This window comes from Aquimarina sp. U1-2, assembly GCF_017897595.1.
In the GTDB taxonomy this organism is placed as follows: domain Bacteria; phylum Bacteroidota; class Bacteroidia; order Flavobacteriales; family Flavobacteriaceae; genus Aquimarina.
The window spans coordinates 216,944-232,516 of sequence record NZ_JAGKIK010000004.1; the positions used below are offsets into that span (position 1 = coordinate 216,944).

The following is a 15,573-nucleotide window of genomic DNA, read 5'->3' on the forward strand; positions in this document are numbered from 1 at the left end:
GATAATTTTGTGCGACGATCTACCTTGATACCCCACCGTCTATGGTTAAACATATTCCGGAAACGAAGGATGCTTCATCAGAAGCCAGATACAAATATCCATAAGCTATATCCATAGGTGTCGCTGCTTTTTGAAGTGGTATTTGTGCTTTGATACCCGCAATGTGTTCTTCTGGAATTTGCTCGGTCATTTCAGTAAGTGTAAATCCCGGAGCTAGAGCGTTTGCCGTAATTCCGTATTTCCCTAATTCCATAGTCCATGTTTTAGACATTGCAATTACCGCTGCCTTTGTAGCCGAATAATTAGTTTGTCCGAAATTACCACGTAATCCTACATTTGAAGCGGCAGATACAATTCGTCCATATTGCGCTTCTTTCATGTATTTAGAAATTTCCTGCGTACATAAAAACACACCTTTCAGGTTTACCTCAATCACAGCATCCCACTCTTCTTCACTCATCTTGTGTAACGTTCGATCTTTGGTAATTCCTGCATTATTGATTAGAATATCAATTTTACCATATGTTTTATAAATTCGTTGGGCTTCGGCTTTGATGGCTTCTTTATCGGTAACCGAGATCTTTGTAAATTCTGCTTTACCCCCGTTATCGAGTATTGATGTTTTGGTTTCAGTTCCTTCATTCAGCAGATCCCAGATGATAACTTTGGCTCCTTCTTTGGCAAACAAGGTGGCAACTGCTTTTCCTATACCACGAGCACCACCTGTTACGATTGCAATTTTATCTTTTAGTCTCATTTATCTATGTTATTAATTATACTACAAATACACTTCTGTTTTTAAATAATATGGTAGCGTTACCGTCGATGCGACAGAGTGTATGTCTCATTCTTTGCTGATAAAAGGTAAATTACACACATTTATACCTTCCTTCAAAGGGAAATTTAAGACTGCCTTCTTTATAAAATGATGGCACCCTGCGACGATATGAGTGTTAAGAACATTCAATCACAGCTTTCCCTTTAACTTTTCTATTCATCATATCTTCTAAAGCGTTATGAGCTTCAGCTAATGGATATACTCGATGAATGTGTGGTTTTAGCTTTCCTGTTGTATACCATTTCATTAGTTCTAGAGTGTTTTGCATGTTTTTATCTGGTGTTTTCATGGCGAAACTTCCCCAAAAAACACCTACGATAGCACTTCCTTTGAGCAATGTTAAATTTAAAGGAATTTTAGGAATAGTACCTGCTGCAAAACCAACAACGAGATAGCGTCCTTCCCATGCCAATCCACGAATAGCAGGTTCTGCATATCGACCTCCTACGGGATCAAAAACTACGTTTGCTCCTTTGCCGTGGGTTACTTCTTTAATTCTGGATTTCAGATCCTCGGTGTCGTAATTGATGACTACGTCTGCACCGTAAGCTCTACAGAGCTCTAATTTTTCTGTAGAAGAGGCTACAGCGATGACTCTGGCTCCCATTAACTTACCAAGTTCGACGGCTGCCAAACCTACTCCGCCAGAAGCTCCCAACACTACAAGTGTATCATCCTTTTTAAGCTGGCCTCTATCTTTGAGCGCGTAGTATGAAGTACCGTAAGCCATCATAAAAGACGCTGCAACAGGAAATTTCATACCTTTTGGTATTAAAAAACACGAATTTCCGGGAATGGCTACTTCTTCAGCATAACCACCATGCGTTACGAAGCCAAATACCTCATCACCAGGTTTTACATGACTGATTTTGCTTCCTACTTCTTTAACAACTCCGGCGATATCACTACCCGGAGTAAACGGTAATTCGGGTTTAAATTGATATAATCCCTGTATGATTAAGGTATCAGGAAAATTAACTCCACAGGCCTTTACTTGTACCAGGACTTCTTTTTCATTGGGTTTCGGACTTTTTACATCTTCAAACATTAATGATGAGGGAGGACCAAATTGCTTACAGATTATCGCTTTCATATTTTAGCTAATGAGTTTTAGAGTTATTACGTGTATTGAACATCTACTATACATCATAAAATTACCTTTAATATCTGGTCGATCGCGGTCGAGACCTGATTTTAAGCTTGTTAGATTTACTAACCTATCGACTGCACTCGAGGAGGCAGTGCTATATGATTGATTACAGCTATTTATTTACGTTTTGAGCCCAAAGAATATACTGCATAAACCGGGTTTAACAATGAACTTATATTGACTTGTTATTCTTCTATCACTTTAAGAACTAATTTCCCCATCTTATCACCAGAAAATAACCTTAAAAATGTTTCGTGAAAATTTTCTATCCCGTCATAAATGTCTTCTTTGCTCTTCAGTTTTCCTTGCGCAATCCAACCTCCCATTTCTTTGGCTGCTTTACTATAATCTTTGGCGTAATCTAACACTACCATTCCTTGCATAGAGGCGCGATTAACCAAAAGTGACAAATAATTACTTGGCCCATTCACAGCTTTTTTATTATTGTATTGTGAAATAGCTCCGCAAATTACTATTCGAGCATGCAAACGCAATCTTGCAAGGGCTGCATCCAGGATTTCTCCGCCCACATTATCAAAATATACGTCGATACCCTTTGGACATTCTCGTTTTAGCGCCTCTACTATATTCTCAGATTTATAATCTATAGCTCCATCAAAGCCTAACTCATCTACTATATAGTTACATTTTTTGCTACCCCCAGCTATACCGATAACTTTACATCCCTTGATTTTAGCTATTTGCCCAACTATACTTCCCACAGCACCAGCAGCACCAGAAACCAAAACAATATCCCCTTCCTTAATTTTCCCTACCTCCAAAATACCGAAATAGGCAGTCATCCCGGGCATTCCCAAAGTACCAATATATTGTGGTAAAGAAGCCAAATTAGGATCAACCTTATACCAATTGCTACCATTGGTTATAACATATTGCTGTACTCCACCCCAGCCCGTTACATAATCTCCATCTTTAAATTTAGGATGATTATTGGTTTTTATGACTTTACCTACCGAGCCTGCTCTCATTACCTCATCGATTTGTACGGGTTCTATGTAAGATTTTCCTTCGTTCATCCAACCACGCATTGCCGGATCTAAAGAAATATAGTGCTGTTGAATTAATACTTCGCCTTGTGCAAGATCAGGAATTGTATTTGATTGTAGTTCCCATGTATCTGCAGACGGAAGTCCTACCGGACGCTTTTTAAATATAAGTTGCTTATTTATCATTTTATGTTCTTTTATTTCTTAAGTGAATAGTTATAATGAGGTACCTCCATCCAATGTGATGGTTTGACCGGTAATAAATTTTGTAGTATCAGAAGCTAGCCAGACTACGGCTTCGGCAATTTCTTCGGCTAAGCCGTATCGTTTCATAGGAATTACACTTTTTAAAAGCTCGTCCATATCAGGTCGAACTGCAAGTAATTTATCCAACAGGGCAGATTCTGTATACCCTGGGCAAACTGCATTAATTCGTATATTTTTGGTTGCATACTCTAATGCTGCCGATTTTGTCATCCCCACTACGGCAAATTTACTGGCACAATACGAAAGGTTATTCATAGACGCTTTTAAACCCGCCAAAGATGCAATATTAATAACTGTACCTCCTTTTTGCTTTAGCATTTGCTTAATAGCTATCTTCATACAATAAAACACTCCTGTTTGATTTACTGCTATTACACTATCCCAATCTTCCAGTGTATAATCAGCAGTTCTTGCCATAGTTTTGGGCCCTATCCCCGCATTATTCACTATAACATCAAGACAACCGTAGTGAGCAACTGTTTTTTGAATAAGATTTTCGACTTCATTAAACTGCGTAACATCGGCTGTAATAACCATAGCCTCTCCATTAGCTTCTTTAATCTCATTAGCTATTTTTTGAGCTTTCTCTTCTTTTCTATCTGAAACTACCACTTTGGCTTGAAGTTTTGCAAAATGTTTTGCAGTTGCTGCACCAATTCCAGAGCCTGCGCCTGTCACTACCACTATTTTATTTTTTACTTGCATATACTCGTTATATTTTTTTAGGTTATACTCAAAATTAATCTCGAATCGATCAGCGCTTCATTGCGTAGCTTAGCCGGATATCCTTCTGAAGTAATCATTTGTATGAAATTTTCTTTACTCGCGTATTCAACAATTAGAATTTTATCCCATTCTAGTCGATCATTAGGGCCTATAAGTGTAAGCATAGGCGTCCCCAGATAGATCACCTTGGCCTTCGACATCTTAAAAAACGGAAGAACGGCCTTCATATACGTATCATAAGTATCAGCACCTGTACTTCCGGTTGCTTCGACTTTATCTTTAAATTTCAAAAAATTAATCATTTGAAAAGGACCATTAATTGCGACCTTATTAAATTCCTGAAATTGATCTGAAGTTATTTCAATAAATGTTTCCATCATTTTTTCATTTCCTATTTTTACTTGATTATCAAGATTTACATACGTTGAGTTTATCTTGAAATAAAATTATTCTGTATCCAATTCCATATGCTTACGCCAAAGTTATGTGGCTACACTATTTTAACAATTCCTGATTGCTGAGACAGATGAACCAGATCAGGATAGTGTGTTTTCATATTTTGAATCATAAAGTCGAACGGAACATCTTCAAAATGCCCGTAATCTTCTAAATATTCCATAAAAATGTTTCCTGCGCTATCAAATTGCTGAAATGTAGCATCATGTTCACCATCAAATTCTAACGGTGCTACATTACATTTATCACATAAGGATCGATTAAACGCCGGAGACACCTTAATCCACTTTCCATGAAGATAAATATCGACCATCCCGTGTGGAGTCAATTCATTAGTTCCGAACTTTTCAACCAATTTCTCGACAGCAATATGGTTTTTCACTTTTGCCAGATGTATTCTCGCCGGTATTTGTAATGCTCGTAAACTTGCTACCAGTAAAATTGCCTTATCCACACAATGTCCATAGGGTCTCTGTACAATTTTACTGGCTTTATATCCTTCTTTAGTTAAATAAATAGTATAAGGATCATATTTCCATTGGTCTCTTATCTTGTAATATAGACCCACAGCCTTATCTGTGACCGCTAATTCATTAGTATTGAATTCTTGTATGAGCTGCTGAATTTCATCAGACTCATAATCGAGAAAATATGAAGAAGTTAAATAATTCATTACCTAATTAGTATTAATCAATTCTTTTATTTTGTATGGCCTGCCAGGCTAAATTGCATAGTAGTGCTGATGCAGCATTCAAATTGGCAAATCGCGGATCAGTCGTCAAACCTTTATTAAATCTGTAATAAATCTGTTGTGCAATTACAGCTATTTTAAATAGTCCGAAAGCATAATAGAATACCAGATGATCTACGGTTCTTCCACTTTTTTGTGCATATAATTCTACAATATCGCTTCGTCCCGGATTTCCGGGCATGCTCGTGGGTGAAGGAATTCCCTGTTGTACCAAAGGATGATCGTTTTGCATTGTCCAATACCCCAAAGAAGTACCCAAGTCCATCAAAGGATCACCTAGCGTAGCCATCTCCCAATCTAATACCGCAACGACTTCATTCCAGTTATTATCTTTAAAAACTATATTATCATATTTAAAATCATTATGTACAAGACTATATCTATATTGTTTCGGATAATTATCCTGCATCCATCGCATAACTTTGGTGGCTACAGGTACATCTTCTGTAGCTGCGTTCCTATATTGTTTTCCCCAATTCATAACCTGGCGTTCGACATATCCATCAGGCTTTCCTAAATCAGATAATCCTATCGATGCATAGTCTATAGTGTGTAATTCAACAAAAGTCGTTAACCACGAATCTGCAATAGTCTTAAATTCAGGAGTAGAAATATTTCTTTTTTGTGCTTCTTTGGTGTTTAAAATAATGCCTTCTATCTTCTCCATAATATAAAAAGGACATCCTAAGATAGTTTTGTCTTCTGTAAAAGCATACATTTTAGGCACTTTAGGAAATGCACTATAGATGGTAGACTGCACTTTAAATTCTCTATCCATGTCGTGTCCTCTTTTAATAGCTCCAAAAGGAGGTCTTCTTAGGACATATTCTTTATTTTCAATGCGTAATAAATACGTAAGATTAGAATATCCGTGGGTAAATTGTTCTATTTCTAAATTACTTTGATCGCTTTGTATTAGATGTTCATCCTGCAAGAATTGTTTTAATGCTTTTTCATTAAGCTCTTCGCCTTTGCGTACTTTTTGCATGGTAGTATATTTCTTTAAAACTCTTTCTTATCATACTTTTTTATAATACTTTTTCCAAGTTGATACATGTGCACCTCGTCGGGTCCATCTGCCAGACGTAACATTCTTGCCGCTACAAAAAAATGTGCCAAAGGCGTATCCTGTCCTACTCCTTTTCCTCCATGAATTTGAATTGCTCTATCAATAACGCGCAGTGCCATATTAGGAGCTATAATTTTGATCATAGCAATTGCATCTTTTGAAATTTTGTTTCCTTGTTTATCCATTTTATCTGCTGCGGAAAGTGTTAATAATCTGGCTTGCTCGATTTCGCATTGGGATTTGGCTATTTCTTGCCGAATGCTACTGAAATCTTTGAATGTTTTACCAAAAGCTATACGTTCTGAAGCTCTTTGAGACATGAGCTCAAGTGATCTTTGCGCCATTCCGATTAGACGCATGCAATGATGAATACGACCGGGGCCTAAACGACCTTGAGCAATTTCAAAACCTCTTCCTTCGCCAAGAATTAAATTTTCTTTGGGCACTCGCACATTTTCTAGCACGATTTCTGCATGCCCCTCGGGAGAGTCATAAAAACCAAAAACCGAGAGTGGCCTTATAATTTTTAGTCCGGGAGTACTCATGGGTACCAAAATCATACTTTGCTGTTGATGCCGATGCGCCTTCGGGTTCGTTTTACCCATTACTATTGCCACTTTGCAATTCGGGTTCATCCCACCAGAAGACCACCATTTACGACCGTTGATGATGTATTGATCACCTTCTGGGGTTATAGATGTTTCGATATTGGTAGCGTCTGAAGAGGCCACTTGAGGTTCTGTCATCAAGAAAGCAGAACGTATTTCTCCGCGCATCAGTGGAGCTAACCATTGTTTTTGTTGGTGCTTTGAGCCGTACTTGGCTAAAACCTCCATGTTTCCGGTATCGGGAGCATTGCAATTAAACACTTCTGAAGACCATAATACCCGACCCATAATTTCTGCTAAAGGTGCGTATTCAAGATTTGTTAACCCTGGACTTAACTTTCCATAACTGTTGGGTAAAAAAAGATTCCATAAGCCTTCGGTTTTGGCTTTTTCTTTTAGATCTTCGAATCCTGGCCATTGCTTCCATCTATTCTCTGAATGGTAATGAAAAGCATTCACTTCTTTTTCTACGGGCAGGATGTGTTCTTCAAAAAAGATATTCAGTTTTTCTCGAAGTGAGTTCGTTTTGTCTGAGTAGCTAAAATTCATTGGTTAGTGAAACATTTGGTATTTGTGTTTAGCGTTTTGATTTAATTGAATATCCGCTATACATCATAAAATTAACATTAACGTCTGGTCGAGCGCAGTCGAGACCTAATGTAGAGCTAGTTGGATTTACTAACCACTCGACTGCTCTCGAGGAGACAGTGCGATATGATTGATTACGGATATTCATATTAATTGTAATACCCTGATATGCATTGCTACCCCGCAATCATATACCCTCCGTCAGCATTATAAACACTCCCTGTCATATACGCCCCGGCATCAGACGACAAAAGGCAAACAAGTCCAGCGATTTCATCAGGCATTCCCATACGAGCACTAGGTAATGTTTTTTCCATTTTCTGAAGCAGTTTTTCATTCTTCCATAAAGCTGCACTAAATTTTGTTTTTATCAAACCTGGGCACACAACGTTGGCTCTGATACCGTATTGCCCCCATTCTTTTGCCTGATTTTTTGTTAACATCAGTAATGCGGCCTTACTGGTACTGTACAATCCTAATCCAGCTCCCGGATGCAACGCTTCTACAGATGCAATATTAATGATACTTCCTCCGTTTCTTTTTTTCATTGAAGGCAATACCAGATTGGATAACATCCAGGGTGCTTTAACATTGACATCCATAATTTTATCAAAAACAGTTTCTTCTGCATCTTCAATAGGACCATAAACCGGATTAATAGCGGCATTATTAATCAAAATATCAATTCCGCCATAAGTTGCTATGGTTTCATTTACCAGATGTTGACGTTGTTCGTGTTTTCCGATATGGCAAGAAATTCCGATAGCCTCTAGTCCTTCACCCTTAAACTCGCTTACTACCTTATCTACAGCTTCCTGATTTCTACTACTAATCACTACTTTGGCGCCATGCTCTGCCACACCTTGCGCAATGGCCTTGCCGATTCCTTTACTCGAGCCGGTAATAACAGCTACCTTACCTTTAAGATCAAATGCCTGTTTTATACTATTCATTCGTTAATTTATAAATTGATGATATACTTAGTATCTACTGCTATAGACGTACTTCTTTCTCACTTGCAATAGTAAGCACTTCTTCGTTCATCAAAATTTCGGCTAGACCTGCAGTTTTAGGTAATTCATAGGTATAGAAAAATTTCATAGCGTGAATTTTACTTTCATAAAAATCTTCGGCATATTTCATTTGTCCGCCTACAGTACAATTTTTTGAGTGCGTAGCTATATCTAACCAAATCCAAGCCATGGTGATCGTACTCAAAAACTCCATAAAAGGGGTAGCATCTGCCAAAAAGCGCTCAAAATCTCCTTTTTTGGCATATTGCAACAAAAATTTAATTACTTTTTGCGCTAATTTTAGTTTTTCGCCTAAGGCCACAGCATATTTTTGCAGTTCACTAAACTTCGAAGCTTCTTCAATAGTTTGTGTTATTTCATAAGTAAGGAGTTCTAAAGCCTTTCCATTTTCTAATAGTAATTTTCTACCCAAGAGATCCTGAGACTGAATACCAGTAGTACCTTCATAAATAGAAAAAATGCGGATATCCCTGTAGTATTGTTGAAGTATAAAGTCTGAGCAAAATCCGTAACCACCAAGCACTTGCAAACCATTTGACACAGATTGTATGCCCATTTCTGAAGGATATGTTTTAACCATCGGGATGATTAACTCTAATAAAAGTGCGTATTTATTTTTTTCGGCTTTATCGGTTAAGGTTTCTTTAAGATCATAATATTTAGAAGCCAAAAGAACCAAGCTTAATGATCCCTCTGCAACTACTTTTTGCTGGTATAGCATTCGTCGAACATCAGGATGTTTTATAATCAAGGTTTGATTTTGTTCCAGGTTTTTTTTACCATCGCTGGCAAGCTTACGACCTTGCGGACGCTCATTTGCATATTGTAACGAAGCATGATATGCTGCGGTAGCAATCGCAGCCGCACCTCTACCTACAGCAATTCGAGCACCATTCATCATTAAGAACATATACTTGAGCCCTTGGTTTGCTTCTCCCACAAGCCAACCTCTACAATCACCAGAGTCGCCAAAACCGAGATGTGTGGTACAATATCCCCTTTGTCCGACTTTCTGAAAATCGGCTACCGTGGTAACATCATTAGTAGTCAAATTCCCTATCGTGTCTGGTCGTTTTTTGGGTACTACAAAGAGCGAAATACCTTTGGTTCCAGCTGGTGCTCCTTCAATTCGGGCCAGTACCAGATGTACGAAGTTATCTGCATATTCATGATCCCCGCCAGAAATAAAAATCTTTTGCCCGGTAATTGTATAATATTCGTCATCTGTAGGCACTGCTTTAGTTACAATGTCTGACAAAGAACTTCCTGCCTGCGGTTCGGTTAAACACATGGTGCCCCCCCATTCTCCAGAAAGCATTTTAGGAACGTAAGTATCTCGTAACGTTGTATTCGCAAAATGTACAATTAACTCTGCCGATCCTAATGTTAACCCGACATAACCCGGCAAATGATTATTAGCAGCATCCTGAATAAATGCTGATGCGGTGTACATCATCATAGGCAATTGTAGCCCGCCAATATCGGTATCAAAAGTACCCGCAATTAACCCCATTTCACCTCCTTTTCTCATCATTACCGCTACTTGTGGGTGTACATATACTTTACCGTCTTTGTGATATGCAGGCTGCTCATCCATTTCTTTTATGTAAGGAAACAACTCTCTGTCTGAAAATTCTTTAACCGCATCCAAAAACATATCTAAAGATTGTACATCATGATCTTTAAATCTGTCTGCATTTAATACGTTACCAAGTTGGTGTACATCGTAAAGGAAATATTTAAGCGTGTCTAAATCTATATATTCATTTGCCATGATAGAAGGCTTTTTAGGATTGATGTGATAGCACTGACTTATAATGTTTTAATAAATTACGTGATAATTTGACAAATTCTTATTAAACGAGTTTAATAAATAGTAATTTTTAGAAACTCTTAACTTTTTAATGCAGATTATGTATTGAAGCTTTATTATGAGGGATGGGATACCAAGTACAACCAATCATAGCATCGACATAGCATTGCGTAGCACACTAGTGAAACACTAGCGGGAGCCCTCAAAATCAGGAGACTCTACGAGGCAGGGTACTATGTATAGCGTAGATTATGACGTACTAAGCCGTTTTCTGATTTTTGAAAGTCCAACCGGTGTAACTCCTAAATAAGAAGCGATAAGATATTGAGGTACTCGCTGAAAAAGTGTAGGTCGTTTTTTTAATAATTCTAGATATCGTTCTTGATTCGAAAGATGCTTTAATTGATTAATACGCTGAAAATTAATAACAAAAGTTCGTTGCATCGACAACCTACCAAAACGTTCTAATTGATGAGAGTGATCAAATGCCTTTTGCACATCAGACTTTGAAATGGTAAAGACCACTACATCTTCTAACGCCTTTAAATAACTTTGCGACTGGATATCTTCGATGTAAGCATATAAATCTGTAAAAAAATAGCCTTCAGTAAAAAATTCCATGACTTGGATATTACCTTGTTCTATAGTGTAATATGATACACAGCCTTTTTTCATAAAATAGAAACTATCGATATATTGACCGGGCTGAAGTAAAAAAGAACCTTTCTTAAAGACCTGTTTCTTGTAAAATTGAAGACCAAACTCCATATCAGCATCACTAATATATGTGTAGGATCGTATTTTTTTCTTTAAGTCTTCCAAAGTACTAAGAATGTTTAAACCAGTTCATAGCGAAAAAACAAAATATTATTGTAAACTACAAAATTTGCAATCACTACCTTTTATGTACGAATAGTTTAATAAAAACAAAAGAGCAAGTTTAAGCTTGTCATACCCTAAAAACTATTCAGAAGAACTCAACCATAAACATCAAATTTTAATCAATTCATAAATAATACGATCAAATGTTAACTTTTGTTCGTAGCTTTAGAAAGCAAAAAATAAAAACTAATAGTAAAAGTCTGCTTGGCGAGACTTCTAACAAATGATCCTGTTTCCTATTGAAGTTATATGGATAGCATTAATTATCATCAAATATCGATTTTTCTTTTTCAAGGATTAATAGTAGGATCACTCATTCTAGTTTTATTCCGTCTTCGTACGGTAATGGGAAATGGTTTGCTTTTTGCCTCTCTTGGTTTATTTCAATTTGTACAGGTGTTTTTGGCGAGCACCATATATTTTGAAATTTCTGAAACCTTAATTGTATCTCCGGGTTCTACAATTTTGTTTTCTGCAACTATGTTTACCATTTTGCTAATCTATATTAAAGAAGATGCCAGTACTACCAGAAAATTAATATATGCGCTAGTTGTTGCTAATCTGGTTTTGTGTTTTCTTTTGTACTCGTTTCGCATCAATATTGAAGGAGCTTATAGTTACAATCCCTTTGATGTTTCTACCGAATTTTTCTATACCAATATCTTTGTTCTTTTTGCAGGTACCGGTTTGCTTTACATTGAATCTATTCTAATAATTTTTGTTTTTGAATTTATATCAAAACACATTAAAATGCTGTTTTTTAAAATTCTCATTACTATGATTATTATATTGAGTTTTGATGCCATTTGTTTTTCGTTTGGGGCATTTTGGTTTTTTAATGATATTGTCAAAGTCATGTACTCGGGGCTTGTTTCAAAGATTTTTATGGCAGCATTTTATAGTGTACTCTTTACATTGTATCTCAAATTTGTTGAAAAAGAAGAATTTAAAACCGATTATCTTACTTTTAAAGACGTTTACCATTCTTTAACCTACAGGCAAAAGTTTGAAGTAGCCGAAAAAGCAATACAACTTACAGAAAGTAGATATCATACACTTACGAATCTTGTACCCGTCGGAATTTTTATGACTCGAGCCGATGGTAAAACAACGTTTGTAAACCCCAAATGGTGCTCGATATCAGGACTAACCCAGGAAGAAGCACTACTCGATGGTTGGCTAGAAGCTGTGCATCCTGAAGACAGAGATAAACTGAAAGCAGGATGGTACGAAGATTCATCCCAAAAAAGAGATTCTGATGCCGAGTATAGGTTTATGAAACCAGACGGCTCTATTACATGGGTTCTGGGGCAGGCCATACCAGAATACGATGATAAAAATCGAGTTATTGGCTACGTGGGCACTATTACCGATATTACCGACATCAAATTATATGAAATAGAATTAAACAAGCTAAAGGAAAAAGCCGAAGAAAGCGATCGTTTAAAATCTGCCTTTCTTACGAATATGAGCCATGAGATTCGAACACCAATGAATGGGATACTCGGACTGGCAGAACTATTGAAAGAACCTAAACTAACAGGTGATGAACAACAGCTATACCTTGATTTAATTAAAGAAAGCGGGGCAAGAATGTTGAATATCATTAAAGACATCATCGATATCTCGAAAATCGAAGCCAATCAAGTGACTATATTTTTAAACGAGTTGAATATTAATGAACAAACAACATACTTATATCATTTTTTTAAACCCGAAACCGATAAAAAAGGATTGAGCTTAACGGTAGAGAATGGTTTACCTGAAGAAGAAGCGAATATTGTTACCGATAAAGAGAAATTTAACGCTATACTAACCAACCTGGTAAAAAATGCGATTAAGTATACTACAGATGGAAGTATCGCATTTGGATATTATAGAAACGATCAGACCTTGACATTTTATGTAAAAGATACTGGTTTAGGGATAGAAGAAGACAGACAAAAAGTAATATTTGAGCGCTTTGTACAAGCAGATATCGAGAATCGTTATGCACTAGAGGGTGCAGGAATCGGGTTATCAATAGCCAGAGCTTATGTTGAAATGCTCAACGGTGAAATCTGGTTAGAAAGTATCAAAGACAAAGGCTCTACATTTTATTTCACCATACCCTTTACAACAAACAAATAAGCTACGCCTAGATATAGCCATCTGAATATAAAACAAATTAAGAAGCTACATAATCCTTTTTCATAGCTTATGGTTCTAAACGTTTTGAAAGTATTTCATGTACTACCAGAACATAGTACTGAGAGAAATGCTACGAGTCGAGAAACCCTATTTTCAACTTACGCAGTTCTTGTGATCCTGGCACCAATTGCTCTTAAACGCTCATCAATATTTTCGTAACCTCGATCGATTTGTTCAATATTTTGAATAGTAGATGTGCCTTTCGCGCTTAAAGCAGCAATTAACAACGAAATTCCTGCTCTAATATCGGGTGATACCATTGTAGTGGCTTTAAGAGTAGATTTAAAGTCATGTCCGATAATCGTTGCTCTGTGAGGATCACACAGAATAATTTTTGCCCCCATATCAATAAGTTTATCTACAAAAAACAGACGACTTTCAAACATCTTTTGATGAACCATCACTTCTCCTCTAGCCTGGGTAGCAACTACCAATACGATACTTAAAAGATCAGGCGTAAATCCTGGCCATGGGGCATCAGCAATAGTCATAAAAGATCCATCGATATAGCTTTCAATCTGATATCCATTCTTATGTTTGGGAATATAAATATCATCACCCTTACGCTCTAGCGTAATTCCTAATTTTCTAAAGGTATTAGGAATAATCCCTAGGTTTTCCCAACTTACATTTTTAATTGTAATTTCACTCTTAGTCATCGCTGCCAGACCGATCCAGGATCCAATCTCTATCATATCGGGTAAGATACGGTGTGCACAACCTATCAGTGAAGATACACCTTCAATCGTCAATAAGTTAGATCCTACTCCGCTAATATTCGCTCCCATAGCATTTAACATCTTGCATAATTGCTGAAGATAAGGTTCGCAGGCTGCATTATAGATTGTAGTCGTCCCTTTAGCTAATACTGCTGCCATCACAATATTTGCCGTTCCCGTAACTGAGGCTTCATCAAGAAGCATATACGTTCCAGTTAAACCTTTGGGTGCTTCGACACCATAAAATCGTTCTTCTTTATTGTAACGAAACTTCGCTCCTAAATTAATAAATCCTTCAAAATGTGTATCTAATCGTCTTCTACCTATTTTATCACCTCCTGGTCGAGGGATGTATCCTTTTCCAAATCTGGCAAGCAGGGGTCCTACAATCATGATAGATCCTCTTAAACCACTACCCTCTTTTTTAAATTGTTCACTTTCTAGATACGCTAGGTTTAAATCATCACTTTGGAAAGTGTATTTGCCCTTTTCCAACTTCTCTACCTTGACGCCTAGATTTTTTAAGATCTCTATTAATTTGTTGACATCTCTAATATCAGGAATATTAGAAATAGTCACTTTTTCTGGAGTTAATAATACTGCACAAAGAATTTGAAGAGCTTCATTTTTTGCACCCTGGGGTGTAATCTCCCCTTTGAGCTGATGCCCCCCTTCAATTTGAAAAGTACCCATTTGGTAAATAGATATTAGCGGTTAACAATAATAAATAACGGTGGTTAGTAGCGTTTCTTACTTCTACTTCGGTAATTTTTTTTGCTTCCAGAATTGGTTTTCTTTTTCTTACCTCTTAGTAAGTTAGAAGATTCAGTAAGATCTTCATCACTCCCTTTTAGATTAATTTTACCGTTGCTCAATTCATAAAGATGATCAAAAATAACACTATCTTCAACGGTATCTTTATTCCAATTGAGATAGCACTTTTTCATGTGATTGGCTATGGTATACGTAAGTGCCGTTTTTAAATCGCCTTCTTCCCATTTATTAGCCACATCAATCATTCGCTTTATATTATTACCATAAAAACGATACTTCGGGAAATTTTGAGGATAGTTTAAGGGTTCTGGACGTTCTTGAAGTTTTTCTTTGGTAAGTACCGGAAACGGAGCATCTGCATCCAATTTAAAGTCACTCATAATGAACAACTGATCCCATAATTTGTGCTGAAACTCTGGTACATCTCGCAAATGTGGTTGTAAATTACCCATTACGGCTATAATAGACCGTGCAACTTTATTTCTTTCTTCTCTATTCTCTATAGCTACTGCATAGTTTATCATTTTCTGAAGATGGCGCCCATATTCTGGTATGATTAACTTTTCTCTCTCTGTATTATATTCTAAATTATCAATTGTCATTAAAAAAAATTTGATGAAGCATTACTATGCTTCTAAAGGGTTTTTATTTCTATCGCAAAATACTAAAATTAAATAAACCCGTTGTGTATTTTGAAAGAA

The 15,573-nt window shown here is 36.8% G+C and carries 14 protein-coding genes; 1 reads left to right on the forward strand and 13 read right to left on the reverse strand.

What is annotated here, in order from left to right; all coding sequences use genetic code 11:
- Window positions 1-19: 19 nt before the first annotated feature.
- The 11 genes from J8281_RS07615 to J8281_RS07665 all read right to left on the reverse strand — a co-directional run bounded on the left by J8281_RS07615 (window position 20) and on the right by J8281_RS07665 (window position 11,129).
- On the reverse strand, window positions 20-757 hold the full coding sequence (locus J8281_RS07615) for a glucose 1-dehydrogenase (RefSeq protein WP_210197020.1): 738 nt from the start codon (window positions 755-757) through the stop codon (window positions 20-22).
- 196 nt (window positions 758-953) lie between these two features.
- On the reverse strand, window positions 954-1,931 hold the full coding sequence (locus tag J8281_RS07620; RefSeq protein WP_210197021.1) for an NADPH:quinone oxidoreductase family protein: 978 nt from the start codon (window positions 1,929-1,931) through the stop codon (window positions 954-956).
- A gap of 242 nt (window positions 1,932-2,173) precedes the next feature.
- Window positions 2,174-3,181: an NADP-dependent oxidoreductase gene (locus J8281_RS07625; RefSeq protein ID WP_210197022.1), complete on the reverse strand. Its 1,008-nt coding sequence runs from the start codon at window positions 3,179-3,181 to the stop codon at window positions 2,174-2,176.
- Between the two features lie 30 nt (window positions 3,182-3,211).
- A complete protein-coding gene (locus tag J8281_RS07630; protein ID WP_210197023.1) occupies window positions 3,212-3,967 on the reverse strand; it encodes an SDR family NAD(P)-dependent oxidoreductase in 756 nt (251 codons plus the stop codon).
- Between the two features lie 17 nt (window positions 3,968-3,984).
- Entirely contained in the window at window positions 3,985-4,368 is a 384-nt protein-coding gene (locus tag J8281_RS07635) for a hypothetical protein (RefSeq protein ID WP_210197024.1), read from the reverse strand.
- A 110-nt stretch (window positions 4,369-4,478) separates the two neighbouring features.
- Window positions 4,479-5,117, reverse strand: coding sequence for a transglutaminase family protein (locus J8281_RS07640; protein ID WP_210197025.1), 639 nt, complete (start codon window positions 5,115-5,117; stop codon window positions 4,479-4,481).
- Window positions 5,118-5,130: 13 nt separating this feature from the next.
- Window positions 5,131-6,183: a phosphotransferase family protein gene (locus tag J8281_RS07645; RefSeq protein WP_210197026.1), complete on the reverse strand. Its 1,053-nt coding sequence runs from the start codon at window positions 6,181-6,183 to the stop codon at window positions 5,131-5,133.
- A 14-nt stretch (window positions 6,184-6,197) separates the two neighbouring features.
- Window positions 6,198-7,421, reverse strand: coding sequence for an acyl-CoA dehydrogenase family protein (locus tag J8281_RS07650; RefSeq protein WP_210197027.1), 1,224 nt, complete (start codon window positions 7,419-7,421; stop codon window positions 6,198-6,200).
- Between the two features lie 215 nt (window positions 7,422-7,636).
- On the reverse strand, window positions 7,637-8,413 hold the full coding sequence (locus tag J8281_RS07655) for an SDR family NAD(P)-dependent oxidoreductase (protein ID WP_210197028.1): 777 nt from the start codon (window positions 8,411-8,413) through the stop codon (window positions 7,637-7,639).
- Window positions 8,414-8,453: 40 nt separating this feature from the next.
- Complete coding sequence (locus J8281_RS07660; protein WP_210197029.1) at window positions 8,454-10,268, reverse strand: acyl-CoA dehydrogenase; 1,815 nt, start codon at window positions 10,266-10,268, stop codon at window positions 8,454-8,456.
- Window positions 10,269-10,556: 288 nt separating this feature from the next.
- Window positions 10,557-11,129: a Crp/Fnr family transcriptional regulator gene (locus J8281_RS07665; RefSeq protein ID WP_210197030.1), complete on the reverse strand. Its 573-nt coding sequence runs from the start codon at window positions 11,127-11,129 to the stop codon at window positions 10,557-10,559.
- 309 nt (window positions 11,130-11,438) lie between these two features.
- Between J8281_RS07665 and J8281_RS07670 the strand changes: the two genes are divergently transcribed.
- Window positions 11,439-13,319 (forward strand): ATP-binding protein, encoded by a 1,881-nt coding sequence (locus J8281_RS07670; RefSeq protein WP_210197031.1) that lies wholly within the window; start codon window positions 11,439-11,441, stop codon window positions 13,317-13,319.
- Between the two features lie 158 nt (window positions 13,320-13,477).
- On the opposite strand, the gene murA is transcribed toward J8281_RS07670, so the two are convergent.
- Both murA and J8281_RS07680 read right to left on the reverse strand, forming a co-directional pair.
- Window positions 13,478-14,791: a UDP-N-acetylglucosamine 1-carboxyvinyltransferase gene (gene murA / locus J8281_RS07675; RefSeq protein ID WP_210197032.1), complete on the reverse strand. Its 1,314-nt coding sequence runs from the start codon at window positions 14,789-14,791 to the stop codon at window positions 13,478-13,480.
- Window positions 14,792-14,835: 44 nt separating this feature from the next.
- Window positions 14,836-15,474: a DUF4290 domain-containing protein gene (locus J8281_RS07680; protein WP_210197033.1), complete on the reverse strand. Its 639-nt coding sequence runs from the start codon at window positions 15,472-15,474 to the stop codon at window positions 14,836-14,838.
- Between the last annotated feature and the right edge of the window lie 99 nt (window positions 15,475-15,573).